22 protein-coding genes are annotated in these 26,528 nt (G+C 37.9%); 19 read left to right on the top strand and 3 right to left on the bottom strand.

Annotation, left to right across the window (positions count from 1 at the left end; genetic code table 11):
- The 5 genes from G7Y56_RS14790 to G7Y56_RS14770 all read left to right on the top strand — a co-directional run bounded on the left by G7Y56_RS14790 (window position 1) and on the right by G7Y56_RS14770 (window position 4,678).
- Complete coding sequence (locus G7Y56_RS14790) at window positions 1-201, top strand: hypothetical protein (RefSeq protein ID WP_165025672.1); 201 nt, start codon at window positions 1-3, stop codon at window positions 199-201.
- Window positions 194-2,059 carry a hypothetical protein gene (locus G7Y56_RS14785; protein ID WP_165044633.1) on the top strand — a complete coding sequence of 622 codons (1,866 nt, stop codon included), beginning with the start codon at window positions 194-196 and terminating at the stop codon, window positions 2,057-2,059. Before G7Y56_RS14790 ends, G7Y56_RS14785 begins: the two co-directional genes overlap by 8 nt.
- Before the next feature lie 4 nt (window positions 2,060-2,063).
- Window positions 2,064-2,294, top strand: a complete 231-nt coding sequence (locus G7Y56_RS14780; protein ID WP_165044631.1) for a hypothetical protein — start codon at window positions 2,064-2,066, stop codon at window positions 2,292-2,294.
- Between the two features lie 194 nt (window positions 2,295-2,488).
- Entirely contained in the window at window positions 2,489-3,349 is an 861-nt protein-coding gene (locus G7Y56_RS14775) for a DNA adenine methylase (RefSeq protein WP_165044629.1), read from the top strand.
- A 489-nt stretch (window positions 3,350-3,838) separates the two neighbouring features.
- Window positions 3,839-4,678 carry a hypothetical protein gene (locus G7Y56_RS14770; RefSeq protein WP_165044627.1) on the top strand — a complete coding sequence of 280 codons (840 nt, stop codon included), beginning with the start codon at window positions 3,839-3,841 and terminating at the stop codon, window positions 4,676-4,678.
- Window positions 4,679-4,766: 88 nt separating this feature from the next.
- On the opposite strand, the gene G7Y56_RS14765 is transcribed toward G7Y56_RS14770, so the two are convergent.
- Together G7Y56_RS14765 and mfd are read right to left on the bottom strand one after the other, a co-directional pair.
- Window positions 4,767-5,933 carry a DUF418 domain-containing protein gene (locus G7Y56_RS14765; RefSeq protein ID WP_165044625.1) on the bottom strand — a complete coding sequence of 389 codons (1,167 nt, stop codon included), beginning with the start codon at window positions 5,931-5,933 and terminating at the stop codon, window positions 4,767-4,769.
- Between the two features lie 19 nt (window positions 5,934-5,952).
- Window positions 5,953-9,294, bottom strand: coding sequence for a transcription-repair coupling factor (mfd, locus tag G7Y56_RS14760; RefSeq protein ID WP_165044623.1), 3,342 nt, complete (start codon window positions 9,292-9,294; stop codon window positions 5,953-5,955).
- A gap of 618 nt (window positions 9,295-9,912) precedes the next feature.
- Between mfd and G7Y56_RS14755 the strand changes: the two genes are divergently transcribed.
- The 14 genes from G7Y56_RS14755 to G7Y56_RS14690 all read left to right on the top strand — a co-directional run bounded on the left by G7Y56_RS14755 (window position 9,913) and on the right by G7Y56_RS14690 (window position 24,671).
- Entirely contained in the window at window positions 9,913-10,392 is a 480-nt protein-coding gene (locus G7Y56_RS14755) for a DUF2975 domain-containing protein (protein WP_165026057.1), read from the top strand.
- A gap of 13 nt (window positions 10,393-10,405) precedes the next feature.
- Window positions 10,406-10,612, top strand: coding sequence for a helix-turn-helix transcriptional regulator (locus tag G7Y56_RS14750; RefSeq protein WP_165044621.1), 207 nt, complete (start codon window positions 10,406-10,408; stop codon window positions 10,610-10,612).
- A 234-nt stretch (window positions 10,613-10,846) separates the two neighbouring features.
- Window positions 10,847-11,665, top strand: coding sequence for a 3-methyl-2-oxobutanoate hydroxymethyltransferase (gene panB, locus G7Y56_RS14745; RefSeq protein ID WP_165026061.1), 819 nt, complete (start codon window positions 10,847-10,849; stop codon window positions 11,663-11,665).
- 16 nt (window positions 11,666-11,681) lie between these two features.
- Window positions 11,682-13,751: a DNA topoisomerase 3 gene (locus G7Y56_RS14740; protein WP_165044619.1), complete on the top strand. Its 2,070-nt coding sequence runs from the start codon at window positions 11,682-11,684 to the stop codon at window positions 13,749-13,751.
- Window positions 13,752-13,865: 114 nt separating this feature from the next.
- Entirely contained in the window at window positions 13,866-14,897 is a 1,032-nt protein-coding gene (locus tag G7Y56_RS14735) for a rhodanese-related sulfurtransferase (protein WP_165044617.1), read from the top strand.
- Window positions 14,898-14,899: 2 nt separating this feature from the next.
- Window positions 14,900-15,424 (top strand): NUDIX domain-containing protein, encoded by a 525-nt coding sequence (locus G7Y56_RS14730; RefSeq protein ID WP_165044615.1) that lies wholly within the window; start codon window positions 14,900-14,902, stop codon window positions 15,422-15,424.
- A gap of 127 nt (window positions 15,425-15,551) precedes the next feature.
- Window positions 15,552-16,163 (top strand): DUF4468 domain-containing protein, encoded by a 612-nt coding sequence (locus tag G7Y56_RS14725; RefSeq protein ID WP_165026067.1) that lies wholly within the window; start codon window positions 15,552-15,554, stop codon window positions 16,161-16,163.
- A gap of 337 nt (window positions 16,164-16,500) precedes the next feature.
- A complete protein-coding gene (locus G7Y56_RS14720) occupies window positions 16,501-16,755 on the top strand; it encodes a hypothetical protein (protein WP_165044613.1) in 255 nt (84 codons plus the stop codon).
- 494 nt (window positions 16,756-17,249) lie between these two features.
- Window positions 17,250-17,459, top strand: a complete 210-nt coding sequence (locus G7Y56_RS14715) for a hypothetical protein (protein ID WP_165026070.1) — start codon at window positions 17,250-17,252, stop codon at window positions 17,457-17,459.
- 133 nt (window positions 17,460-17,592) lie between these two features.
- Window positions 17,593-19,293 carry a lipopolysaccharide assembly protein LapB gene (locus G7Y56_RS14710; protein ID WP_165044611.1) on the top strand — a complete coding sequence of 567 codons (1,701 nt, stop codon included), beginning with the start codon at window positions 17,593-17,595 and terminating at the stop codon, window positions 19,291-19,293.
- Between the two features lie 405 nt (window positions 19,294-19,698).
- The gene (locus G7Y56_RS14705) at window positions 19,699-20,514 is read left to right on the top strand and encodes an SDR family oxidoreductase (RefSeq protein ID WP_165044609.1); all 816 of its coding nucleotides are present in this window, start codon (window positions 19,699-19,701) and stop codon (window positions 20,512-20,514) included.
- 17 nt (window positions 20,515-20,531) lie between these two features.
- The gene (gene uxuA, locus G7Y56_RS14700) at window positions 20,532-21,704 is read left to right on the top strand and encodes a mannonate dehydratase (protein ID WP_165044607.1); all 1,173 of its coding nucleotides are present in this window, start codon (window positions 20,532-20,534) and stop codon (window positions 21,702-21,704) included.
- A gap of 13 nt (window positions 21,705-21,717) precedes the next feature.
- The gene (gene uxaC / locus G7Y56_RS14695; protein ID WP_165044605.1) at window positions 21,718-23,124 is read left to right on the top strand and encodes a glucuronate isomerase; all 1,407 of its coding nucleotides are present in this window, start codon (window positions 21,718-21,720) and stop codon (window positions 23,122-23,124) included.
- Window positions 23,125-23,210: 86 nt separating this feature from the next.
- Window positions 23,211-24,671 (top strand): MFS transporter, encoded by a 1,461-nt coding sequence (locus G7Y56_RS14690; RefSeq protein WP_165044603.1) that lies wholly within the window; start codon window positions 23,211-23,213, stop codon window positions 24,669-24,671.
- A 155-nt stretch (window positions 24,672-24,826) separates the two neighbouring features.
- On the opposite strand, the gene G7Y56_RS14685 is transcribed toward G7Y56_RS14690, so the two are convergent.
- Complete coding sequence (locus tag G7Y56_RS14685; RefSeq protein WP_165044601.1) at window positions 24,827-26,188, bottom strand: FISUMP domain-containing protein; 1,362 nt, start codon at window positions 26,186-26,188, stop codon at window positions 24,827-24,829.
- Between the last annotated feature and the right edge of the window lie 340 nt (window positions 26,189-26,528).

Here is a 26,528-nt window from a genome sequence, read left to right as displayed (position 1 = left end):
ATGATATATACAATAAACAAAGATCAAGATACATTCGAGATCGACGACAATGTGTTTTTTCGCAATCAGTCACCGAAATTTCAAAAAGTCTTTTCAGAAAATCAACGTACATATAATGTTGCACTGTTCGATAATTGTGAAGTGATGGTTTTGAGTACTGATAAAATAGTAGTTAATGATAAAATAGAAGATTATGAATAATAAATTTAAAGACTACTATATAAACTATGATCAGCTAAACATCTATGATGTTGATTATAGGTTTATTTACTATTTCAGTCAGATAGCGACCTCAAAAAGTGGTGTAGGTACACGCGATAATCCTTATCACGTTGCAGTGTCTCACCTCAATGTCGGTAATGGTGGCGGTAAGACTTGTAATCTGCTTTCGGGCGGAGAGTACCTTTTGCGCCTCGCCGTGAGTGGTGATGGTCATTACCGCGATCTTATCGGTATGGGTATGCACGCAACAAAAATAAACTTCTCGCTTATATCCGATAATTTCACTCATATACGGTTTAAGGATTTAACGTTGAACGCTCTCGATCTTGTATCTGCAACACAAGCGATTACGTATCGCTTTGACAATTGTGTGATTGAAAGTGGTTTTAACAAAACGGTAACTAATGCAACCAGATGTATTGTGAAAATACAAAGCAGTATTGTTGGTACGCGCGGAACAAACAATACCTTTTCAAATACGGTGATACAAACATTATTATTTACAAATCTTTCGATTGTAAACAATTGTGACGTTGTTGTTTCGCAAGCGGATTTAACGAGTTATAATACAAGTTATAAAGGCTTCGATTCATGTCGATTCAAAATAGGGAGTGAGTTGGGTTTTACGCCATTAATCGGAAATACAGAGGCAACGTTACGTGCTGATTTTGTTAGCAGATGCGAGGCACAAGGCTTGACCGTTCCAAGTGTGACCGATTATGACGTTACCAATAAGGTTGGGCGCTGGGTGTTCGATAACGGATCGACGATCGATGGTGCGATTATTAAAGGTTCTATCTTTCATCTTTTTGAAGAACGTTTATTCATCATTCTAGGACACACAATCAACCGGATAGAACGCATACCGATTACATTGTCTAAGAATATACCCGCCTCGATCAGTACGACAAATCCTAACAGCGGTTTACTTGTTGGTGAAAACTCGTTACAGTTACCCGCGAATGTAGATATAACAGACGCGGCAAGCGGTTATATAGAATCGAATGTGATGTGGCTGGGTGGTAAGAATAAAATAAACGAGGTCGGTATATTTGGTAATTTGCCTATGTATTTAGGTGTGACAAGTGATGGCACGCGAGATATAGGCTCAACGCCTGTAACTGTAATCCGCGCGGGCTGGGTTTATTTGGTACGTTCGTCCGATAAGCAATTCGCGTCAATCACTTATAACGGTTCGACTTATTCTACTTCATTAACGACTCGTAATAATACATTTATCGGTGTGGCTGGTGTAGCGTCTTTTGCGGTTGTTAGCGGTAATGTACAAGTATTTGAAGTGTTAGACCTTGCGCGGGCGCAAACTGTCAAAATGCGCGTCGTGAATGACTTACCCGACGGTTTAATCACCAGCGGGAACTTACAGGCTGATTATTGGTACTTCGTTGCTCCGAATAACTTAAATGACACAAGCGGAACTGTAACCTATAACAATGTTGTATATCCGTGTTTTGGTTCATTCTTGGTTACTAGTGCTACATTGACATTCGCTATTACTGGTAATTGCCATTTGCGCCGATGCTGGAATAAGAACTATGCAGAAAGTGACGCAACCGACAAAGCATTTTGGACTAACAGGCAAAAACCGTTGTGGTGTGATGTTGTGCCGAACGATACGCGATGCCTGATGCAAAATAATCATGACTTTGCCAACGAAATGAAGCGCGGGGCTGATGGTAATTACTTGACCTCTGGTCATAATGATTTTTACGCACTGGCTGGCGGTGATGGCGGCGTGATCGTTCCATCGTTTACAATACATGGTTCATTTGTTCAGTATCGCATTGATATTTCAACGCTAAACCCTATTAGAATTTAATATTATGGCAGAGTATGAAAATGGATTGCCGCCTATAACCGACATATCGGACACATCTGTTTCGGGTGTGTCTATAACCAAAGCGGTTTTTAATGATGTAGAGGTTAGAAATGAAGTTACGGCGGTTAGTATTAATACAAGTGTATTCGAGTCAGCTAGTGAGTTGAGCGAATTAAATACTATATCAATCACGAAAGGCGATGCCGTTGGTAGAAACTTTGGTACGTTCTTGTAAATAAAATATAGAGGGATAAAGAAAGCCCTCAGTCGTTAGTAGTATCTCACCACGTACTAACACTATAATAAAATAGATGCGACAACACGCATAACCGAGGGCTTAATATGCCATTGTGTTACGTGTTGTCGCATTTTTTTGTACGTGGTGAGAATACAAAGATAAGTTTTAAACACTAATTAAATAGAAATTAAATGGAATTTAAGAAACAAAAAAGCTACAAAGTAGCACCGCTACCTTTTCAAGGACAGAAAAGGAGATTTGTAAATGGTTTTGGAATCGCATTACAGGAACTCAAAGCTAATAAGGAAGTGAGTATAATAGTCGATCTGTTTGGAGGTAGTGGTTTGCTATCACATACGGCAAAACAAATATTCCCTGAATGCAAAGTTATTTATAATGATTTTGATAATTATAGTCAACGGCTACGAAGTATAGATCGTACTAATAAGTTGTTGGCTGATATCCGGGTTATTTTAGTCGATCAGTCCAAAGAAAAAAAGATAGAAACTAATTACCGGGATTTAATAATTGAACGTGTAGAACTGGAAGATAAAGCCGGCTATGTGGATTATGTTACCCTGTCTTCATCTTTGTTGTTTTCAGCAAAATATGTTACTAACCTTGCAGAACTGAAAAAAGAGACTTTATATCACAACGTTAAAGCATCAGACTATGACTTTGATGCTGAAGAGTACCTGAGTGGTCTGGATATTGTCCGATGTGATTACAAGCAACTATATGAGCTATACAAGGATGTGCCGGGTGTACTGTTCTTAGTTGATCCTCCTTACCTAACAACTGATACAAAAACATATCTTTCAGACAAGTATTGGAAGCTCCGGGATTATTTGGATGTATTGAATGTATTAACAGGTTCAAACTATGTATTCTTTACTTCGAATAAGAGTTCATTAATTGAGTTGTGTGAATGGTTTGCTGATAATCGGAATATCGGCAATCCATTTGAAAACTCTGTATTAAACATACAGAATGTAACATTAAATAAAACAGCTGGATATAAAGATATGATGCTGTATAAGTTTGTGAAATGATGAGAGAGAAGCCCCAAAAGGGGCTTTCTTTTTACTAGTACTCCATACAAAAGGCAATAGAGCATACTCCTTCTATATAGCCATAGAAAGTAAACATTACACTTAATTTACAGCAAATATATAATATAAAGTGAAGGAAAAAACATCTGCATTCGTAGCTATAATTCCAAATGTATATTATAATTCCAAATGTATGAATGTGTAACTTACGTTTGGAATTTCAAAAAAAAACATTTGGAATTTTGGAAAACACCATTATTAATCTGTCTAATATATATGCCGGTATTTATCTTTATGAAAGTTAAAAAATAGCCATTGCCAAATATGATTAAACTATATCTGAGATGTGTCATATAAACGCTTTTTTGCTTTCGGTTTATATTTTTGATAAATACTAAAGAATGTAAATCTATTAAACCTTGCCTACCTTTTCTCATCTAACTTACAGAAACGAGAAATAATAACAAACAAATAAAATAATTATAGATCATGAAAAAAGTATTTTTATCACTAGCAATATTTTTAAGTGCATCACTAACAGTTTTTGCCGGACAACAAAAAGGCAAAGCTGGCAACAGAGGAAAAACTGTTCTACCTAAGGAATTAAGTTTATCGGATGAACAACAAAAGAAAGTAGAATCGTTAGATGCCGATTTTAAAACACAGTTTGAAGCACTAAGAGCAGATACAAGTATTACGAAAGAAAACAAACGAGCAAAACGACAAGAGCTGGCTAAACAGCACAAAGTACAAGTGCAAAATGTACTAACAACGGAACAAAGAAGTAGACTTTCCGACCTTAACAAACAAACAGATAAGAGAGAGAATAGAAAATCGAGACGTAATAAAGACCTTGCTCAGCAATCGGATAGCAGATCTGACGGAAGAAAAAGATCAGGAGAAAGATTCTCTAAAGAGATGAATTTAACAGCCGATCAGGAGGTACAGATAAGAGCATTGAATGAAGAATTCAGATCGAAATCGAAAGAATCGAGAGAGCAACATCGCGCTGCTGTTAATGCCATCCTTACCCCTGAGCAACAAGCTAAGATGAAAGAGCAAGGAAAACCGTCGAGAGAATTTAGAAAGCATGGCGGAAAGCGTTCCGGCGGCAGACGAAATCTGGATGCGCAAACTGTTGCTAAATTGGATAGCTTGAAGAGCAATTTTAAGAAAGAGAAGCAAGCAATAGAAATGAGCCGTATAGCTCCTGAAGAGCAAGCTCGCAGGATAGAAGAACTACGTACAAAATATAGAGAAGAAAAAAGAGAAATAACTATGAATGCTAAAAACACTAACACTACTAAGACAGAGCGTAGAAGAGTATGATAAATGAAGACGCTTTTGCTTGATCAAGAAGGCTATTGGAATTACCAATAGCCTTCTTCTTTTATATAATACAATAGCTTGATTCTATCTATTGTTTTTTAGTACCTATCCAAGTTGCTTTTTTCCATATATACTCCAATGGTCCATGTCTGTATCGCTTCATCCACCAATGACTGAATGAACACTGTACTAAGAATATAGCGATACCTATCAGGAATGATATAGTTATAGATGTAGAAAGCCCCAATCCCCAACTGTAAAATATAAATCCGCCGATAACAGATTGTACAAGATAGTTTGTAAGGCTCATTTTTCCATAAGGTATCAATAGAGCCAGAGCTTTGTGCCCTTTCACTGTCTTATAAAAGATTAAGAGAATAAGTAATATAAGAAAAGTCATAAATGCAACATTTGCATACGATTTGATTATTACTTGTAATGGTGTCAGAATATATGAGTTTGTAATATAATTAGGTAGCATACCTACTAATCCCATTAGAGGGAAAAAACATATAACTGCAATTACCATTCCGCGTATCCATTTCTTTGTATTCTCATCGTTAAGCAAGAAAAATCCTTTCCGTCCAATCACCATTCCGAACATAAATAAAGCTGCAATCTGAGGGAATCGCCCATTTTCGAAAGCCCACGTTGAAGTTCCTAGTTGGCTATGCTCAACCATAACTTTGAGAGATTCCATAAAATTACCATTGAGTAATACTTTGGTCAGCGGATCGTAATGATAACCCACCATACTTTGAGCAGGTACATAATCGGGATTGAATAATGCGGAAAAAACTTTAAACCATTCTGTCGGTTGCAGGACAAGAATTGTGGCAATAATCAAAACCGTTTTTGTAGAGAAGCGGCATACCAATATAAGTGAGATACCAATGAGAGCGTATTGCGAAAGAACATCGCCTGTATAAATAAGCGAGTTGAGCATACCCCAAATAAATAATAAAACTAATCGCCAAAGGAAACGAAGTCTGAAATCATTTCCTCGTTTCAGTTGATTATTATCCTGAATAAAGAAACTGAATCCGAATAGCAAAGCAAACATTCCGTAAGCTTTCCCTCCAAAAATAAAAAATACCGAACTGTTTATAGCTGTATCGGCAAACTTCATCCAATCGTTATCAATAGGTGTAAAGTTAAATAAGTTATAGTTTTCGAGACAGTGAATTAGCACTATTCCCATTACAGCAAATCCTCTCAGGGCATCTGCCACATCAATCCGTTGTGTGTCTTTCATTTGTTTGTTACTAATTTTATTATGTTATTTGGTTTACTTTCGAAATCTCGTCTAATATCATGCAAGCTGTCTCTACACTTGGTACATTCTTGATACTAACAGAACGTTTGCCGTTTTTCTCCTTCAATTCACAGTTGCGATGATATCTTTGCACATAGGTTAACAGTTTATCGAATGCTTCCGATTGGTAATAAGGAGATTCTATGTTCGAAATGAGGAATAAACTCATACGTTCGTTCTTAAGTGTTACTTTCTCTATTCCCAGTGCTTTTGCTAATATTCTCAGGCGGACAACAAGTATCAGCTCGCGCCCTTCTTGTGGTATTTTACCGAAGCGGTCTTCCAGTCTGCCGATGAAGTTCATAACATCCAGCTCGCTGTTCATATTATCTAACTCGCGGTAGAGGGTAATACGTTCCGAATCGTTAGGAATATAAGTGGCGGCGAATAGTAATTCAAGATCACTGTCTATCTGCACGTCTTCTACAAAATTGTCTCCTATTATTTTGTTATCCTCATTTACCTCATGATAAACATCTGCAAATTCTTCGTTTTTGAGTTCGTTGACTGCTTCGTTCAATATCTTTTGATATACTTCGTACCCTAAGTCAGCAATAAACCCACTCTGTTCTGCACCTAAAAGATTTCCTGCACCACGTATGTCCAGATCTTGCATCGCAATATGGATACCGTGCCCTAAATCGGAAAAATTTTCAATTGCTTGCAAACGTCTGCGCCCTTCGGCCGAAAGTGTATGCAGCGGAGGAGCTAACAGATAAGCAAATGCTTTTTTGTTGCTACGGCCTACACGTCCACGCAATTGATGCAGATCACTTAGCCCGAAGTTTTGCGCATTATCTATTATAATAGTATTGGCATTCGATACATCGATTCCCGATTCTATAATGGAAGTCGAAATAAGCACGTCATATTCGTAATTGATAAAATCGACTAGGATAGATTCCAGCTTGTTGGGCGGCATTTGTCCGTGTCCTACCACAATGCGTGCATCAGGTACTTCGCGACGAACAATATCTTCGAGTTCGTGGATGCTTTTTATTCTGTTGTGGATAAAGAATACCTGTCCGTTACGGCTCATTTCGAATTCGATAGCTTCACGTATAATCTCAGGCTCGAAGGTATGCACTTCGGTCTGTATCGGATATCGGTTGGGTGGGGGAGTCTCGATTGTCGAAAGGTCACGTGCACCCATCAGCGAAAACTGAAGTGTACGTGGAATAGGTGTTGCCGACATAGTAAGTGTGTCGATATTCACCTTCATTTTTTTCAATTTTTCTTTCACCGCCACTCCGAATTTTTGTTCTTCGTCTATGACTAGCAATCCGAGGTCTTTAAACAATATATCGTTGCTAACTATTCGATGTGTACCGATAAGTACATCAATTTTGCCTTCTTCAAGTTCTTTTAATATTGCTTTTATTTCTTTAGCCGTACGTGCTCTGCTTATATAGTCGACTTTACACGGAAAGTCTTTGAAACGATTCTTAAATGTTTGATAATGTTGGTAGGCTAGTACTGTTGTGGGAACCAGAACTGCCACCTGTTTATTATCGGCCACAGCCTTGAATGCTGCACGCATAGCTACCTCCGTTTTCCCGAAACCTACGTCACCACATACCAGACGATCCATAGGTTTGATATTTTCCATATCGTGCTTAATATCGATGGTCGCCTTGAATTGATCAGGCGTATCCTCGTATACGAATGATGCTTCCAGTTCGTGTTGAAGAAAAGAGTCGGGAGAAAACTGAAATCCTTTTTCATTTTTTCGCTTGGCGTATAGAGCGATAAGGTCGCGGGCTATATCTTTTACCTTGGCTTTAGCTCCTTCTTTTACTCTGTTCCATGCACCGCTGCCCAGCTTGTTTACGCGTGGTGGTGTTCCTTCTTTTCCTCTGTATTTCGATATTTTGTGCAGGGAATGAAGCGAAACGAATATAGAGTCGTTATTAAGATAGATAAGTTTGATTAACTCCTGCATTTTTCCATTCATATTGGAACGCACAAGTCCACCAAACTGACCAATACCATGGTCTATATGTACTATATAATCTCCGATCTGAAATTGATGTATTTCCTTTACCGATAGTGCTATTTTGCCCGATCGGACACGTTCTGTCTTGAGATTGAATTTGTGGAAACGATCGAATATCTGATGATCGGTAAAGCAACATATTTTTAGCTGTTCGTCACCAAATCCTTGCGATAGGGTTCTGTCTACAGCTGTAAACTGTATGTTATCGCCCCTGTCTTCAAATATCGATTTAAGGCGGGCTTGTTGCTTCTCGCTGTCACTCAATATGTAAATAGTGAATCCTTTTTGGATATAGTTGCCTAATGACTCACTTATCAGATCGAAATTTTTATGAAATAAGGGTTGTTGAAATGTTTCGAAACTAATCGTACTATCGGGTAGACTATGCGGCTTCACACCGATGTGTATATGTTTGAAACTATTTACTTTGCTAAGGTATTCTTTTTGAGTAATAAGCTTATTCTGTATGTCTTTCTCGTACTCGGGATTATCCAATAGAGTGGAGTCATTATAAACTGCTTCTACTTTTTCTGCCGACCAATCAAAATCTTTGAATCCTACAATTGTATTATTCAATAACAAATTTAAAATAGATTCGCGTTCCAGATCACCTTTTTGCATATCGGGTATGATCTGTATCTGTTGCAATCTGTCTTTCGATAACTGGGTCTCTACTTCGAATGTACGGATTGAACTCACTTCGTCGCCAAAAAAATCGATACGATAAGGAAATTCGTGAGAAAAGGAAAATACGTCGAGGATACTACCACGAATGGCATATTGACCGGGTTCATAGACGTAATCTACATATTCGAAACCGAAACCGTCTAACCTTTCTGAAATATATCCGCGTTCTACCTCTTTGTTTACAACAACATGCAGTGTGTTCTCTTGCAAGATATTTTTCGATACAACTCTCTCCGCTATGGCTTCGGGATAAGAAACAATGATAAAATGCTTGCTATTACTTTGCAACTTGGTCAGTACTTCGGTACGGAGAATCTCGTTCGACGCATCTATCTGACCGTATTTGATTGCTCTTTTGTATGCTGATGGGAAAAACAAAGCATTATCCCCTCCCAATATTTGCTGTAAGTCGTGATAAAAGTATCCGGCACTCTCGCTATCATTGAGAATATAGAGATAACAATCTTTGGTTTTATTGAATAATGATGCCGCAAACATGGCATCCGAAGAGCCTTGTAAACCTTTAATGTGGATGTTTTTGTCTTTTGCCAAAAGACTAACAACTGCGGGGATATTTTTATGAGAGTCAAAAACTTCTTGTAGAGCAGATAATTTCAATTCAGTTGGGATATTTGATTTGAAGCACAAAATTAGTAAAAAGAAAGATAATAAATAACATACCCATACTTTTTGCTGTCTTACTTTGGGTTTTATAACATACGAAAAAAAGAAAATAAGCTTTAAACGTATTTTTCTTGGCAGGGATAATAACATCATGGCATCTTTTTGTGTATAGATAATGATGTTGTATTTCTATTGAAATATTTAACATTTTGTGAATTAATTATGAACTGGTTTCTTTCTGTCATTCCGAACTAAAAGCTCCACTTCAAAATATGATATTTAATACGTTCTTTTATTTAAATAATAATTTCAAATATATGTATATTAATAATTATAATAATATAGTTATATATTATTACTAATACTCTAAATATATATTTATATATATATGGTATCGGATTGTGTATTAGAAACAGTAGTAGAGTTAGTCTTATGTTGTGTCAGGTATTGAGTATCCCAAAAGATACTCAGAATACTACTACAAACCCACATTTAAAATAAGCACATCTACCAGTAGAAAAACAATAATAATATATTGATAAACGATAAATATTTATATATTTGTAATCGATAAATCTTTGATTAAACTGTAATGACCAATTAATAATCATTATGAAAAAAATTTCAACAATATTTCTTCAGGTAGTCGTTGTCCTCATCGGCATTGTGGCACTTGTCCTTTTGATTTGGCTTCCCTTAACTGAGGGAAGAGCCACAAACTTAGACTTGTTTAGCATTTACTTAGATCCGTTCATCTTGTATGGATACGCGGCATCAATCGCTTTTTTTGTTGCTCTGTATAAGGCGTTCAAATTACTTGGATACATTGGACAAGATAAAGTCTTCTCATCAAACTCTGTTATGGCTTTAAAGAGTATAAAGTATTGTGCAATCATACTAAGCATTTTAATTGTAATGGCAGGGCTATACATAAGAATATTCCATAATAAAGAGGATGATCCTGCGGGTTTTCTTGCCATCTGTATCATGACTACTTTTGTTTGTATCATAATTGGCGCTGCCGCGGCTGTATTTGAAAAAATCTTACAAAATGCCGTAGATATGAAATCTGAAAATGACTTAACAATTTAAAGAGGAAAAGAAATTGGCAATTATAATCAACATAGATGTGATGCTCGCAAAGCGAAAGATGAGTGTTACTGAGCTTACCGAGAAAGTTGGAATAACTATGGCTAATATTTCAATATTGAAAAATGGAAAAGCAAAGGCAATCCGACTATCAACTTTGGAGGCAATTTGCAAGGCGTTAGAATGTCAGCCAGGAGATATTATAGAATATAAAGTCGACTAATTATTATATAATATTTATATATGCTATGGGCTTGCGTATAGCAATCTGTATTGAGATAAGTATATAATTATGTATTAGATCGTATTGTTTATAGAATACGCTGAATGATACTCGAATAAACGAAATTTGATAAAAAGGAACTAAATTATAAAATATTTGCAGGCACATTCGTTTTTTAATTTCATAACTTTGCCGCAAGTTTATCTATAGATAGCTAATATAAAAAACAAAGTTATGTCAACATACACAGAAGACAACCGTAAGGTTACAACACGCCGTCTTATCGAAATGAAAGAGCGTGGCGAAAAAATATCGATGCTTACAGCCTACGATTATTCGATGGCATCTATTATCGATCAGGCCGGAATGGACGTTATCTTAGTCGGCGATTCGGCATCGAACGTAATGGTGGGTAATGTTACCACTATACCGATGACAATGGAGCAAATGATTTATCATGGTCGTTCAGTTGTAAATGGTGTAAAGCGTGCATTGGTGATTGTCGATATGCCATTCGGCACATGTTCGGGCGATCCTCTTAAATCGTTGGAATATGCAATCCGCATGATGAAAGAAACGGGAGCAGATGCTTTAAAGATCGAAGGTGGTGAAGAAATTATTCCCGATATAAAGAAAATTATCGATGCCGGTATTCCTGTTATGGGACACTTGGGTCTTATGCCTCAATCCATCAACAAATATGGTACTTACAATGTGAGGGCAAAAGATAAAGGTGAGGCTGATAAATTGATAAAAGATGCTTTGCTGTTGCAAGAAGTTGGTTGCTTCGGTATGGTACTCGAGAAAATTCCATCCGACTTGGGAAAAGAAGTTTCTGAACAGTTATTTATCCCCACTATTGGTATCGGTGGTGGATCTCATACCGATGGTCAGGTGCTTGTTATGCATGATATGCTGGGTATAAATAAAGACTTCTCCCCTAAATTTCTTCGCCGTTATGCCGATCTGCATACAGTTATAAAAGATGCTGTTGAGAATTATATCAAAGATGTGAAGACTTCGGATTTTCCGAATGCGAATGAAAGTTATTAATCCATAAACAGTATAGATGAAAGTTTGTATAGCCGAAAAACCAAGTGTTGCACGCGAAATAGCCACAATTTTAGGAGCAAATGCCCGACGCGACGGATATTTCGAAGGTAACGGTTATCAGGTAACATGGACTTTCGGTCACTTTTGTACGCTTAAAGAACCGCATGAATATGCTCCGCAATGGAAGCGTTGGTCGTTAGACCTCTTGCCCATGATTCCGCCACGTTTCGGCATTAAGCTACTCGAAAACGATGGTGTTGTCAAGCAATTTGCCGTAATAGAAAAATTGATGGCAGAAGCTGATGAGGTAATTAATTGTGGTGATGCGGGACAGGAAGGGGAGCTCATTCAGCGATGGGTGATGCAGAAAGCCAATTGCAAATGTCCTGTTAAGCGTCTGTGGATTTCCTCATTGACAGAAGAGTCTATTCGCGAAGGCTTTCAGAAATTAAGAGAACAATCGGAGTTCGATAAACTATACGAAGCAGGATTATCCCGTGCGATAGGTGACTGGTTGCTTGGTATGAACGCGACCCGCCTTTATACAGTGAAATACGGGCAGAATAAATCGGTACTGTCTATCGGGCGTGTGCAAACACCTACATTAGCACTGATAGTTAACCGTCAGTTAGAGATTGAAAACTTTGTTCCCGAACCATATTGGGAACTGAAAACCATATATCGTGAAACTACTTTTTCGGCTACTAAAGGGCGTTTTTCGACACAAGAAGAAGGTGAAAAGTTTCTCGAAGAAATAAAGCAAGCAGACTTTGAAGTAACAGATGTTACAACAAAAAAAGGGGAGGAGTTACCCCCTCGTTTGTTCGACTTAACAGCCTTGCAGGTAGAATGTAATAAGAAATTTGCTTTCTCGGCAGAGGATACGTTAAAGACCATCCAGACGCTCTACGAAAAGAAACTGACCACTTACCCACGTGTGGATACTACCTATCTGAGTGATGATATGTATCCTAAAGTTCCCGCTATTTTGCGAGGATTGGCAGGGTATGAAGAACTGGTAAAACCATTACTTACAGACAAGATAAAGAAATCGAAGAAGGTATTCGACAACAGTAAAGTGACGGATCACCACGCTATTATCCCCACAGGCGTACGAGCTAACAATGTTTCTGATAACGAACGTAAGGTTTACGATCTTATCACACGCCGTTTTATAGCCGTCTTTTACCCTAATTGTAAAATATCTACAACAACGGTGTTGGGCGAAGTAAATAAGGTTGAATTTAAAGTAACGGGCAAACAAATACTCGATCCGGGATGGCGTGTAGTATTCGACAAATCGAATAATCAGGATGATGACGAAGCAGATAAAGAAGACGATAATATTCTTCCTGCTTTCGAAAAAGGCGAAACAGGGCCTCATGAACCGGCATTGAATGAGAAATGGACGCAACCGCCTAAATTCTATACTGAGGCGACTTTGTTGCGGGCAATGGAAACAGCAGGTAAGCTTGTCGATAACGATGAGCTTCGTGATGCTTTGAAAGAGAATGGTATAGGTCGCCCATCTACTCGTGCGGCTGTAATCGAAACACTTTTCAAACGTAACTATATACGTAAAGAGCGAAAGAATCTTCTTGCTACACAAACAGGAGTGGAATTGATTGGTACGATTAAAGAAGAGCTTCTTAAATCGGCTGAACTGACAGGTCTTTGGGAAAAGAAACTGCGCCAGATAGAGAGGAGCGAATACGATCCCCGTCAGTTTATAGACGAACTCAAAGATATGCTTACCCAGATAGTTGCCAATGTGAAAAGCGATTGGGGAAGTAGAATCACAATAGAAGAAGCTGTAAAGGAAGAGGTGAAAGAGGCTAAGCCTAAGAAGAAATCCCCTCCTAAAGAAAAGAAACCAAAGGCTGAAAAGAAAACGGTTGAAGCAAAAATAGAAAAAGTTGAAGCGGCACCATTAATTTGTCCGCTTTGCAAAAAAGGAACTATTCTGAAAGGTAAGTCGGCTTATGGCTGCTCCGAATGGAAAAGCGGTTGTACTTTCAGATTGAATTTCGATGGTACAGTTGAGAATTTATCCGATGAAGAATTGAGAGGCGTATTGAATAAGTAACTGTAATCATATTCTATCTATAACCTATAAATACAATCAATAGGCAATCTCCCAATATAGAGAATACACATACTATCTTTGCATTTTATTTATAATTATTCTAATTTATATAAAATGCAATTATATAATACATTAAGTGCTGATGAGAGAGCCAAACTCATCGATGAAGCCGGACTTCAACGGCTGACATTGTCTTTTTATACCTATGCACAGATAGCAGACCCCCAACAATTCAGAGACGAACTATTTATTCGCTGGAGCCAGTTAGATGTACTTGGTCGTATCTATGTAGCCCACGAAGGTATCAATGCTCAACTCTCGTTGCCTGCACCCAATTTTGCTGCATTCAAGGAATTTTTGGATACTTATTCGTTCATGAAAGATATCAGATTGAATGTTGCTGTGGAGCATGATAATAAATCGTTCCTTAAGCTAAAAGTGAAAGTCAGAGACAAGATAGTAGCAGATGGTTTGAATGATGATACATTCGACCCAACTGATATTGGCATACACCTCAAAGCCAAAGACTTTAACCGAATGATGGAAGATCCCGATACGATTGTGATCGATATGCGTAATCATTACGAAAGCGAGATAGGTCATTTCACAGGAGCTATTACTCCCGATGTCGATACATTCCGCGAATCGCTGCCTATCATCGACGATCAATTGAAAGATTATAAGGATAATAAGAATCTACTGATGTATTGCACAGGTGGTATTCGTTGCGAAAAAGCGAGTGCTTACTTCAAACATAAGGGTTTCAAGAATGTCTATCAACTCGAAGGCGGAATAATAGAATATACCCGACAAGTAAAAGCCGAAGGATTAGACTCTAAGTTTATAGGTAAAAATTTCGTATTCGACAATCGTTTGGGCGAACGTATTACAGAAGATGTAATTGCCCATTGTCATCAGTGTGGTAAACCTTGCGATACACATACCAACTGTTTGAACGATGGTTGTCACTTACTCTTTATACAGTGCGACGAATGTGCTGATAAAATGAAAGGCTGTTGTTCCGATACATGCAAGGAAATTGTATCTTTGCCCGAAGAACAACGAAAAGATTTACGAAAAGGTAAGCACAACGATGCTATGATTTTCAAGAAAGGTAAATCTAAAAGTCTTTTGTTTAAAGTATAATTATGCACGAAGAAATCTTCCCTCTTGTCGATGAGGCAGGCAATGTTATCGGGCAAGCACCCCGCAGTGTCTGTCACAATGGCTCTAAAGTATTACATCCTGTTATTCACTTGCATATCTTCAATTCCGAAGGTAAGCTTTTCCTCCAAAAGCGTTCCGCTAAGAAAGATGTACAGCCCAACAGGTGGGATTCGTCTGTGGCAGGTCATATCGATTTGAATGAAACATCTGAAGTAGCTGCTGTTCGTGAAGCATGGGAAGAATTGGGACTGAAAAATCTGGAACCGCACTTTATTACTAAATATATTATCGAAACGGATATAGAGCGCGAACTGAGTTACTGCTTCTACACTATTTACGATGGGGATTTCAATATTGATAACGATGAGGTATCGGATGGTCGTTTCTGGACGATTGACGAGATAAGGTCGCAACTGGGTAAAAATATCTTCACTACAAACTTTGAATTGGATTTCAATGGCTTTCTGAATCACGGTGTAGAATCACTCATTTCTCAATATATTTAATAGCCTTAATTTGTTAAATGTTAGATATTTAACTATTAGTTCGAAAGAATTAATATATTAAAGAAATAATGTTTAAGAATTAATTCTATTTTTGTCTTCCTTTATAAACTAAACACCTAACATTACTATGAAAAAATTACTGTTTATTATTTTATTTTCATTCGGATTTATTGGATTCTGCAACTCTCAGTCAAAAGAGTTGATGGAAAAATTTGAAAGCGATAAATCAATGTACACAATTGATGGAAAGAACATAGTTGTATCAAAAGTTATAGATAACGTACCCGGTACAAAAGACGAAATTTACATTAAAACAAAGAACTTTTTCGCTCGAAATTACAAAGACGCTAACTCTGTACTACAAACTGATGACAAAGAATCAGGTGTAATAATAGGCAAAGGAAGTTTTCCGGAATTGAAAGAATGGACCGATCTATTTGGAACAAAGAGCCTCCTAAGTGCTTATCACATACTTAGAGTAGATATTAAAGATGGACGAATTAGGGTTATTTGTAGTGCAGACGAATGGTTTTTATATAAGGTTACTGGAAAAGGAGCTAGGTCGTCTGATGAAGGTTATATTATAGATTATGCGCCATTTACCAATAAAAGGTTTGTTGATAAAGGTAAGCAAACAGAGGCTTTTATTAATTTAGTGGGTAGTATGAATGCGACAATAGATTCGTTAGAAAAATCCATCAAAGATGGTGCCTTAAAACAAGAAACTGACGAATGGTAAACCACCGTTTGAAAATCGTCTAATATATTAGTTACAATAATAAACAACCCTCCAAAGCTATGGCATAGTTTTGGGGGGTTGTTTATTAACTGAAAAGTTATTGTTTTATCTATTTGTTTATTAATGAAGTTATCTTAACTTTTTATTTTTCGTATTATTTTGTCATCCTGAGGAACGAAGGATCTCGGTTAGGAGATGCTTCACTATCGTTCAGCATGACAAAGAGAGTAAAAAACAAACAAAAAAGAAAATATTTTGAAAAGTCAAGACGACTTAAATATAAAAATATCTATATATTTGTGAAGTGAAGATATTAATTTAATAATGTATAGATAGTATGGAAAATTTAGAGCAATTTCCTCAAAGGAATAAGTCTGTTGTAAGTGTTGGCGATTGGATTATCACTATGATTCTAATGCTTATCCCTGTAGTTAATATAATAATGCTTTTTATATGGGCTTTTGGTGGTGGCACTGCCGAGAGTAAATCCAACTGGGCAAAGGCCAGCTTGATTTTTATGATCATCGGTATTGTGTTAACGGTTGTTTTCTGGGGCGCATTTGCGGCTACAATAGCCAGTTCGATGAATTGATCGCTCCTTCTGATAAGCCCAGAACAAAGAAATATGCATGAGGGTGTATCATAAGTAAAAGTACACAGCCAAAGTGTTAAACTCTTCTGTCATTCTGAACTAAGTGAAGAATCCCAACTCTCGATAAGAGATCCTTTTCTCCGTTTGGAATGATAGAATTTTGTAAAAAAATTACTTGTGACACACCCTCATTTTTTATCATAGTATGTGTGAGTTTGATATAAGGAAAGAAAGAGTAACTAATAAAATTTCCGAAGAACTTATTATACCAAATTGAAAGGAAGGATCTGTTTTTTTTGTTAAAAACATGAGGAAATAGCTTGAATCAGCCATAACATTCTTATCATAAATTACATCTTGTTATATCTTAAATTGCTTATATATAAAATATTATATATTTATTACCTCTCACATTGATGGGAGGGTATTGCTTGGGCTGTTATATTGGAATACTTTTACACCTACTACTTACATAATATACTAATTCTAACACTATGGAAATAAAAAGACTATTTTTAATAATGACACTGCTTGGCGGATTACTATTCTGCTTGTCGTCCTGCGATAAGCTAGGAGACGATGAATCGGATTCAGGTGGAAGTGGTGGTGATAGACCCAAACCGCCGAGTATAAATGACTTAGTGATTACGGATACGTTATCTATGGAAATAGAAAGAGATAGCATAATAATCCATAACTTATGAATAATGTGCTATCAATAGTTTTATAATTCAGTCACATCAAACTAAGGATTATTAAACTTAATAGATGAAAAACAAATAATAATTTCTGTTAAAGAGTTTCAAAATAGCATGCTTTAGACATAACTATCGATTTATGAAAATTTTAAAACCCGATCGGACAAAATATCTTCTAATCTTGTTAACTATTGTTTTATTCTCTTGTATAGAAAGTAAGCGCTCACTTTCGAGCGAATTATTGAGTAAAGCTCAAATTATAGTTGAGCAATATCCTGAAAACGCACTATTGTACTTAGATTCTATACAAACTCCTGAGAGTGACTTGGACAAGGACGACTATATGCAGTACATTGTGACTTATACACAGGCGAAATATAAAGCAGGTCATGATATAACAAATGATTCCTTAATCTTTAAAGCCCAAAACTACTTCAAAAATAATCCGCAAAAAGCTGGTTTAGCTAACTATGTTGCGGGTTATGTATATTTTGAAAGAAAAATTGATGACAGGGCACTTGAATCATATTTGAAGGCTGAGTATTATGCACGTAAAACAAATGATGACCTGTTGATTGCCAGAAGCCTGCATAGCATAGGTAATTTATATTTTATTAAACAAAGTATGGATTCTGCAATAGTTCGTTATAAAGAGGCGAATAGTTATTATATAAAAACAAAAGGTGCAGAAAAGAATAGGCTCTTACTTTATCAGCAGATTGGGCGAACATATGAAGATATGCACAATTTAGATAGTGCTTTGGTCTATTTCGAAAAGGGATCGGTGTTGGCAATGCAGCTTAATGACTCCGACTATGAAACCACTTTCATTTTTTTAAAGGGTATGGTCTTATGGGAAAAAGAAGACTATAAGCAATCAGAAGAATACTTATATAAGGCTCTCGAAGAAACTAAAAATGACGAAGAAGCTTTAAAAATACGCCTTAATTTAGCGAGGTTATATATAAAAATTGGTAAACAAGATGCAGCACAATTTCACATTGACGAGATAAAAAACGGATTATCTAAAATTAATGGCAATATCGGATTGCGAAGCGTATATACCTCTTTGGTCGATTTCTATACATTAAATGCAGATTATAAAGAAGCTATATATTACGAAAAGCTAATAGGGAAGATTAATCAACAAATCAGTGAAGAAAAAGGGTTAGATAAATTAGTCATTGCAGAAGAAAGGCATCAGCGATATATTGTAGACAAAGAATCTGCTGAAGCTCGCCAAAAATTGATAACAATACTTGGTGTGGTGTTCGGAGTGGCTCTTTTCCTTGTTTTCATAGCCGTTTTGTTATTAAGGAATAAGCGTCTGAAATTCGAGAAAGAATTAGAAACAAATAAATTGTCAGAGTCCAAAGACAGATTGTTGAGACACAGCGAAGAAAGCCTTTTATTCCTGCAAAGTATTCATCAGAATATAATTTATGATTGGGCTAAAGTAGAAGAAGAAATAAAAGAACTAGCTAACGAATTCGGAGCAGAAGAACGTCCAATTTTGCTGGATAAAATTCAGCAAATTATTGACGAACTCAGAAACAAATCTAACCAACAGTTAATCGAAAATGCGAGAATCCATTTACGAGAAGCCGATGTTAAGGAACAAACAATTAAGAATTTAAACGACAAACAACTGCTGATATTTATCCTCATTTGTTGTGGGTATAACAGGAATGATATGTCGATAATAATGGGTTCGGATGTTGCTATCGATGATGATGACTTTGCCGTTCAACTAAAAGTCCTGAAAGCGAAACTTAAAAGATTCGGGGTATCGATAGAAGAAATGAAACAAGAATCACCATCAAAAGAAATTGATAGTTAGTCAGCGTTTTTGAAAAAAAGCAAAAGTAGAGTGCCTGTCAGCAAATCCTTATTTCGAGACATTCTATAAAATCACTATAGTTGTAGTATAAGCAACAGAGGTATTTTACCCGAATTGGAGGAATCCATTTCGGGCTTTTTTTGTTTTACACAAACACAAAAATAGTGCAAATTTACAAGTTCTGTCTGTTTCGAAAAGCATATATAAGGGGTAACTAACTGTAAATAAATTATTTATAAACTATTGAAAATAGGTGTAAATAAGAGATTAGACAGATCGAATGCTTACACAATAATTAGTATATTTGTATGTGACCGCAATTATAGGGTATAAGTATTTATCTTATAGCTTTGATATGTGTATGCGCATTTAACCTGAATTGAAGATAAAAACAACATGAAGCACATGAAGACAGATTTGTTTAATATCCAAGATAAAGTAATTCTTATCACAGGAGGCTATGGAGTTTTGGGAACAAGCATTTCCAAATATCTGGCAGCACAAGGAGCCAAAGTTGTAGTACTTGGACGAAACAAAATAAAGGGTGATGCTCTTGGGAAAGAGATAAAAGCTGGCGGAGGCGAAGCCCTTTTCTTAGAATCTGACGTGATGGCCGAAGAAGTCCTCATTCGGAACAGAGAAGATATTCTGAAGAAGTATGGTAAAATCGATGTACTTATCAATGCGGCAGGAGGTAATATGCCGGGTGCGACCATTGGCCCCGACAAAAATATTTTTGACCTCAAATTAGATGATTTCAAAACAGTAGTAGACCTCAATCTTTTTGGTACGGCATTACCTACGTCTGTTTTTGCCAAAGCTATGGTCGATGGTGGCGAAGGTAATATTGTCAACTTCTCGTCTATGTCGGCACTCCGTCCATTGACACGTGTTGCCGGTTATGGTGCAGCCAAAGCGGCAGTGTCTAACTATACGCAATATATGGCTGGCGAATTGGCGACTAAGTTTGGCGAAAAATTCAGAGTGAACGCACTTGCCCCCGGTTTTTTCCTGACAGAACAAAACAGAGCTCTTTTGACAAATCCCGACGGATCGTTTACCGACAGAGGTAAAACGATTATAGCGCATACTCCATTTCGTAGATTTGGCGAAGCCGAAGAACTGCATGGAGCGATTCACTTTCTGGTAAGCGATGCTTCTAAATTTGTAACAGGGACTGTACTTGTTGTAGATGGAGGATTCAACGCATTTTCTATTTAAGATAAAACAAAAAAAACATGATACTAAGTGAGCAAACATGGAGATGGTATGGCCCCAACGATCCTGTATCGTTGGCTGATATAAAGCAAGCCGGAGCGACAGGAATTGTAACGGCGCTTCACCATATCAAAAATGGAGAGGTGTGGACGGTGGAGGAAATCCAAAAACGCAAGCAGACGATAGAAGATGCAGGACTCATTTGGTCTGTTGTCGAAAGTATCCCTGTGCACGAACATATCAAGACACAAGAAGGAGATTATAAGAAATATATAGAAAACTATAAACAGAGTATTCGCAATCTGGCTAAATGTGGCGTGAAGATTATCACCTACAATTTCATGCCCGTATTAGATTGGACTCGTACCGATCTCGCCTTCACAATGCCCGATGGCTCTAAAGCATTACGATTCGAAAAGGATGCTTTTATGGCATTCGACTTGTATATCTTAAAGCGCCCTGATGCCGAAAAAAGTTATACAGCAGAAGAACAGACCAGAGCAAAGAAACGTTTTGAGAATATGTCGCAGGCTGACAAAGATTTGATTGTCAAAAATATGATTGCAGGCTTACCGGGAGCAGAAGAGAGTTTTACTTTAGAAGAATTTCAAAAACAGTTGGATAGATACAATAATGTGAGCGAAGACCGATTAAGGCAAAATCTCATCGACTTTCTCAAAGAGATAGCTCCCGTTGCCGATGAGGTCGGTGCTAAACTGGCTATACATCCTGATGATCCTCCTTATGCTATTCTTGGTTTGCCCCGTATTCTTAGTACGAAATCGGATTTTCAGGCATTAGTAGAAGCTGTGCCTAATCAATCTAATGGTCTGTGTTTTTGCACAGGCTCATTCGGTGTACGTGCTGACAACGATCTGCCTGAAATGATTGTGGAACTGGAGGACAGGATCAATTTTGTACATCTTCGTTCTACAAAGCGTGACGATCAGGGCAATTTTTACGAGGCCAATCACTTAGAAGGCGATGTAGATATGTATGGAGTAATGAAAGGCTTTCTCGAAATACAAAACAAACGTGGAATTTCTATTCCTTTCCGTCCCGATCACGGTCACCAAATGTTAGACGACTTGAACAAGAAAACCAATCCCGGTTATTCAGCGATAGGTCGTTTGCGTGGTCTTGCAGAATTGCGAGGCTTGGAAATGGGGATAGCGAAAACACTTTATAAATAAAGGAGAGAATACCATGAAAGATTTTTTAGACGATAACTTTGTATTAGAGAACAGTGTGGCTGAATTGCTCTATCATCAACATGCCAAGCATCAGCCCATCATAGATTACCATTGTCACCTCGATCCTAAAATGATTGCCGAAGATTATCAGTTCGACAATCTGGGTGAAATCTGGCTGGGAGGCGATCATTATAAATGGCGTGCATTGAGAGCCAATGGGGTAGACGAGCGATATATAACAGGAAAAGATACTACCGATTGGGCGAAATTTGAAAAATGGTCAGAAACTGTACCTTATACAATGCGCAATCCTCTCTATCATTGGACACATCTGGAACTGAAAACAGCTTTCGGGGTAACTAAACTTCTTAAACCCGAAACCGCAAGAGAAATATATGATGAGTGTACAGAGAAACTTCGTACTAAAGAATTTTCGGCTCGTGGCTTGATGAAGCATTACAAAGTTGAGGTAGTTTGTACAACTGATGATCCGGCTGATTCTTTGGAGCATCATCTCGCTTTGAAGAAAGAAGGTTTTGAGATAAAAGTACTTCCTACTTGGCGACCCGATAGGGCTATGGCTGTCGAAAATCCTACTCAATTCAGAGCCTACATGGAAAAACTGTCTCAAGCATCGGGTGTATCTATTTCTAATTTTACCGATCTGCTGACTGCACTTCGCAAACGCCACGACTTTTTTGCAGAGGTTGGCTGTAAACTGTCAGATCATGGAATAGCTCATTTTTTTGCAGAAGATTATACAGATGTAGAAATTGACAGGATATTCAATAAAGTATATGGAGGGAATGAACTTACAATCGAAGAATGCTTGAAATTTAAATCGGGTCTGCTCTACGAAGGTGCTATAATGGATTGGGAAAAGGGCTGGACGCAGCAATTCCATTTTGGAGTAGTTCGAAACAATAGTAGTCGCTTATTTAATAAACTTGGAGCAGATGTTGGCGGAGATTCAATCGCCGACTTTTCGCAAGCCCTTAATATGGCTAAATTTCTGGATAGGCTTGATTCAAAAGATAAACTCGCTAAAACGATACTTTATAATCTCAATCCCCGTGATAACGATCTGGTGGCTACTATGGTCGGTAACTTTCAGGATGGAACTGTTGCAGGCAAAATTCAGTTTGGTTCGGGTTGGTGGTTTCTCGATCAGAAAGACGGTATGGAAGCACAGATAAATTCGTTATCTAATCAAGGGTTGTTGAGCCGTTTTGTGGGTATGCTCACCGATTCGCGTAGTTTCTTGTCGTACCCCCGCCACGAATATTTTCGTCGTATTCTTTGTAATCTTATCGGCAGAGATGTTGAAAAAGGATTTTTACCCGCTTCCGAAATCGAATTTCTAGGTAAGATGGTCGAGAATATATCATACTATAATGCAAAGAATTTCTTTAAATTCTGATTAACAATTAGCATGAGAAAAATAGCATGCAAAAGCAAATCGCTATTTTTAAGAAGTGAGAAAAAAGAAACCTAAATCTAATAATTATGAATAAAATACTACATGCTGCAAACGATACCATGACCAAATACAGGTGGAAAGTCTGCGCTTTACTATTCTTTGCCACGACTATCAACTATATGGATCGTCAGATTATAGGCTTGCTCAAAAGCGATTTGAGTGCCGAATTCCATTGGTCTGAATCCGATTTTGGTTGGATTACGGGTGTATTCTCGATAGTCTATGCCATCAGTATGATTTTTGTCGGCAGTTTCGTAGATAAAGTTGGTACAAAAAAAGGATATGCTTATGCTATAACTCTTTGGTCTTTCGGAGCATGTTTGCATGCAGTTTGCGGACTATTTACAGAATGGTATACAGGTATTGAAAATGCAGAGGGGTTAATAAATGCTACCGGTAGTATAGTTCCTGTTATCGCTACTGTCAGTTTGGGTGCTTTCCTTTTTGCTCGTGTAGTTCTGGCTGTGGGCGAAGCGGGAAACTTCCCTTCGGCTGTAAAAGCTACGGCAGAGTATTTCCCTAAACGAGACCGTTCGTTTGCCACAGGTATTTTCAATTCGGGAGCGAATGTCGGTGCTATTATAGCTCCGCTTTCCGTACCGTTTATTGCAAAAGAATGGGGATGGGAAATTGCATTTCTTATAGTTGGTGCTATCGGATTTGTTTGGTTGGGTTTTTGGTGGCTCCTATATAAAGAACCGGATAAAAATCCTCATATGAATGATGCTGAACGCAACTATATCAATCAGGATACAATTTTGGAACAAGAGTTGATTGCCAAAGGAGAGATAGAAGCACCCGATCCCAAAAAGAAAGAAGAATCGGTTTCGTTCTTAAAATGTATGAGTTACAGACAAACTTGGTCAGTTTTTTTAGGTAAATTTATAACAGACGGTGTGTGGTGGTTCTTTCTTTTCTGGACTCCTGCGTACTTAGACGCTGAATTTGGACTGAAAGGTACACAAATAGCATTGCCTCTCGGAGTACTATATACCATCACAGTATTTGGTTCTGTATTAGGAGGTAAATTTCCTACTTATTTCATCAACAAGGGCATGAAGCCATACGAAGGACGCATGCGGGCAATGTTATTCATAGCCATGATTCCGCTAGTTGTACTATTTGCTCAGCCGTTGGCACATCTCGAATTCTTAGGAGATTATGGATATTGGATTCCTGTGATATTGATAGGGATCGGTTGTGCAGGACATCAGGCATGGTCGGCAAATATCTATACGGCAGGCAGCGATATGTTCCCCAAGAAAGCGGTTGCTTCTATAACATCAGCTACTGGTCTGGCAGGAGGTGTAAGTTCATTTTTACTGATGATTATCAGCGGTCGGCTTTTCGACCATGCAAGAGATGTTTGGGGAGATATATCATTGGGTTATTCCATCGTATTCGGATACTGTGCCGTAGCCTATCTGTTGGGATGGGTGGTAATGAAGACGCTTGCACCTAAATTTAAGCCGATAACTGATCTGTGATATTTGGTGTCACTCGAAAATTATTACATTATTGAATGAATAAGGAAGGTGTTTGTTATTTTACCACTATAAATAACAAACGCCTTCCTGTGTATAAAGTATCAAACAAAAATTATATCTTTTTTGCGAAAAAGTGGATTCTGCCGATTAAAGAGTTAGTTTTTCTTACACCTAACGGAGTACAAGAGTCTCCGAGTGGCGTTATTACAGATTATCGAAGCGGAGGAAGCAGTGAGAGTCCGATACCAGGCCGTTTCGACATTATTGATGACGTCGCGATAACCGATACTACTAGACCACCAATAACCGGCCGTGCCGAAACCCATTACGATGCCAGTGCCATAGCCGGAAAGAAGGCCGTTGAAGCCGCCTTGTGCCGCAGGATTGGATGTGCCGTTGGAAGCGGTGGTTCCGTTGGTGGATGTAGTGGATTTCATGGCAGCACCATGGTTTATACCATCCCGGCTGCTAGATGTATAGTCTAATATAGTGCCGATAGTAGGCATAGTGCTAAAGATTGAGGTATTGGTAATAATAGCATTCTCCAGAGTAGTCCACTCGCGATCGCTCGGTAAATGCCAGCCCGAAGGGCAAACTCCCTGTCTTTTAACCCCTTCGGCTAGGCCTCCTTCATTAACAGTGCCTTCCTGACCAGTTTCTCCACCCTTGCCATTGGTTGCAGCGGCCCAATTATAAAGTAAACCTAAAGTGTTTTTGTTGGCAGAATTAATGGGATAGCCCCAAGCAGCAATGTTAAATGAACCAGCCGTACTGTTAATCAGAGTTAAAGCCGGATCACCGTCATCACGGACAGGGTCCATAATCTCAGCACGAAGGTTGTCGTTCATCCATACACCGTCTTCAAAGGTATTTTCTGCTTCCGTTGTAATGGTAGAAACATAGACAGGAGTCGTGCCACATGAATAATTTCCCTGCACCTCATAGGTCTTGTTACGATTTACCAGACCGACATAAAAGCGTGTATAGTTATAAGTCTGTGGGGTATCTCCTGCTCGGCTGTCGGTAAATGTACCGATATAACCCAAAGGATATTGGCTACGGTCTTTATCGGCAGGCCAGTTTGTCGGCGAATTCGGATCAAGAAGCGTAAAACCGACTAAAACATCCGATTTAAGCGTCTTGCTCTCGGCAGGCCAAACAGGATAAGAAACCAAGGGTTTCCACTTATCGCCTGTCCATACATGAATTCCGGGACAGATACGATCAGCTGTTTCTTGTGTCTTAGTATTATAAACCATCAAACCGGCATGGGTTGTTTTTAGTGTGGCATAATCCGACTCGCTACCGGTGAACATAGGGTAAAGGTTTGTTAAGTCTTTAAGTGATACACGAGGCATAGCCAAACCTTTAGTGGACATACCATCAGAATTTTCTTTTAGATCAAGCAGAGTGCCAGACGAAGGTCTTTCATCACTACCGATGGTTATCTGAGCATTCATTTTCCACGACAGGAGAAATACTGTAACCAGCACATAAAATAGTTTTGTCTTCTTCATAAAGTTTTTGGAATAAAGTTTTTGGATTGAGCAAATTATAGTTCGAATAAAGCAGACAGAACTGCTTAGTTGTTAAGATAGTTAAGAAATTCAAGAATTTGGATATGAGTAAAAAAAGACACACTGAGCTTGGCGTGTCCGTATAAAAGAAGGGAATCTTTCTAAAAAGTTTGGTTTATGGTTTTTATAGTGTAATATATACTTAATACATGTAAAGAGACAATGACAATCAGCCAAAGGAGATTTGTTACTGTAAATGAGAACCAATAAGAATAGGTAGGTCATATTAATATTGATAACCCTCTCTTTAATAAAAGAGAGCTAACTCTTGTGTTTTCAA

Origin of the sequence: Dysgonomonas sp. ZJ709, assembly GCF_011039195.1 — a bacterium.
In the GTDB taxonomy this organism is placed as follows: domain Bacteria; phylum Bacteroidota; class Bacteroidia; order Bacteroidales; family Dysgonomonadaceae; genus Dysgonomonas.
Note: the sequence above shows the minus strand (reverse complement) of the source record. Positions and strands in the feature narration are given on the sequence as shown.